The sequence below is a fragment of the Streptomyces sp. C genome, from assembly GCF_000158895.1.
In the GTDB taxonomy this organism is placed as follows: Bacteria; Actinomycetota; Actinomycetes; order Streptomycetales; family Streptomycetaceae; genus Streptomyces; species Streptomyces racemochromogenes.
This window is the reverse complement of sequence record NZ_GG657750.1, coordinates 2,377,061-2,379,118: the sequence shown is the minus strand read 5'-3', so window position 1 is coordinate 2,379,118 and position 2,058 is coordinate 2,377,061. Positions and strand designations below refer to the sequence as shown.

Annotated in this window: 3 protein-coding genes; 1 reads left to right on the top strand and 2 read right to left on the bottom strand. The window is 69.5% G+C overall.

The features are described 5' to 3' along the window. Positions 1-52: 52 nt before the first annotated feature. Entirely contained in the window at positions 53-700 is a 648-nt protein-coding gene (locus SSNG_RS10510; RefSeq protein ID WP_007263802.1) for a biliverdin-producing heme oxygenase, read from the bottom strand. A 133-nt stretch (positions 701-833) separates the two neighbouring features. After that, a complete protein-coding gene (map, locus tag SSNG_RS10505) occupies positions 834-1,691 on the bottom strand; it encodes a type I methionyl aminopeptidase (RefSeq protein WP_007263801.1) in 858 nt (285 codons plus the stop codon). Between the two features lie 108 nt (positions 1,692-1,799). On the opposite strand from map, the gene SSNG_RS10500 reads away from it, so the two are divergent. After that, positions 1,800-2,042, top strand: a complete 243-nt coding sequence (locus tag SSNG_RS10500; RefSeq protein ID WP_007263800.1) for a hypothetical protein — start codon at positions 1,800-1,802, stop codon at positions 2,040-2,042. Positions 2,043-2,058 lie beyond the last annotated feature (16 nt).

The window sequence follows — 2,058 nt, the reverse complement described above, 5'->3', positions numbered from 1 at the left end:
CGGTGCGTCCGCACCCGCCCCGGCCCCCTCACCCGGAACCGCGCTGCCGGGGCTACGCGCTGAGCGGGAACTCCTCGCCCAGCTCGCGGAAGACCGCCCCGTTGAAGTCGAAGGCCCGCTTGCACTCGTCGATGATCCGCTGCTTCTCCAGGTCGTCCGCGGCGATCGCGTCCAGCAGCTCCCGGTAGCCCCGCTTGAAGGCGGCCGGGTTGGAGATGTCCGCGAAGACGTAGAACCGCACCCCGTCGCCCTTGCGCTCGAAGCCCCACGTGCGCTCGGCCTTGTCCCGGATGATCTGGCCCCCGGAGAGATCGCCCAGATAGCGCGTGTAGTGGTGGGCCACGTACCCGCCCGGCCAGGACGCGGCGCACTCCGCGACCCGGGCCGCGTACGCCCGCGTCGCGGGCAGCGCGCTGACCGCGTCGCGCCAGCCGGTCCCCAGCAGGTGCGCCAGATCGCGTTCGATCTCGGCGACCCGCATCAGCTCGGGCCGTATGAAGGGGCCCGCCACCGGGTCGTCCCGCAGGGACCCGGCGCCGTCCTCCAGCGCCCGGTACACGAACCACAGCTGCTCGGTGTAGCGGGTGTACGCGTCCACGCCGAGCCGCCCGCCGAGCAGGTCGCTCATGAACGAGGAGGTCTCGGCTTCGGTGTGCTGCTCGTGCGAGGCGACACGGATGACCGTGGAGAACGCGTCCAAGACTGACCTCCGTCAGGAGAGGAGCGGGCCGTGGCGGCACGCCGCCGCCACGCCCGATCCTCCTGCTTAGGCTTACCTAAGTCAATGTGTTCCCGACGCGCTGTCGGTAAAAACCTCCGGGCGGCGAAAACTCCTACGGCAGGGTCAGGATCTCCGCGCCGGTGTCCGTCACCACCAGCGTGTGCTCGAACTGCGCCGTGCGCTTGCGGTCCTTCGTGACGACCGTCCAGCCGTCCTCCCACATGTCGTACTCGTGGGTGCCCAGCGTCAGCATCGGCTCGATGGTGAAGGTCATCCCGGGCTCGATGACGGTCGTGGCGTGCGGGCTGTCGTAGTGCGGGATGATCAGGCCCGAGTGGAACGACGAGTTGATGCCGTGCCCGGTGAAGTCCCGGACCACCCCGTACCCGAAGCGCTTCGCGTACGACTCGATGACGCGGCCGATGACGTTGATCTGACGGCCGGGCCTGACCGCCTTGATCGCCCGGTTCAGGGCCTCGCGCGTGCGCTCCACCAGCAGCCGCGACTCCTCGTCGACCTCGCCGCACAGGTAGGTGGCGTTGTTGTCGCCGTGCACCCCGCCGATGTACGCGGTCACGTCGAGGTTCACGATGTCGCCGTCCCGCAGGACGGTCGAGTCCGGGATCCCGTGGCAGATGACCTCGTTGAGCGAGGAGCACAGGGACTTCGGGAACCCTCGGTAGCCGAGCGTCGACGGGTAGGCGCCGTGGTCGCACATGTACTCGTGGGCGACCCGGTCCAGCTCGTCGGTGGTCACCCCCGGCGCGATGTGCTTCGCCGCCTCCTCCATCGCCTGCGCGGCGATCCGGCCGGCGATGCGCATGGCCTCGATGGTCTCGGCCGACTGCACCTCCGGTCCGGTGTACGGAGCGGGCGCGGGCTTGCCCACGTACTCGGGCCGGCGGATGTTTCCGGGGACGGAACGGACGGGAGAGAGCTCGCCTGGAACGAGCAGCGACTGGCCAGACATGCAAGCGAGTGTATCCAGCGGCGATGGGGCAGCATGGCGACGAGGAGCGGTATCGAACGGTATCGAGCGGCGGTGCCGGGAGACCGCGCCGGAAGGAGTCCGAAGGCGATGGCCCTGTTCAAGAAGCGTCAGGTGGGCAAACCGGGCGAGTGGTACTACTGCCTGGTCCACCGGAAGGTGGAGGAGGGCCCCGAGTGCCCCGCCAAGGACCGCTTCGGCCCCTACACCACGCGCGAGGAGGCCGCCCACGCCCTGGAGACGGCGCAGGAGCGCAACCTCGAATGGCAGAACGACCCCAAGTGGAACGACAAGACCCGCGAGGAAGAGGAAGGCGGCGGCGCCACCCCCTGACCCCGGGCGCTACCAG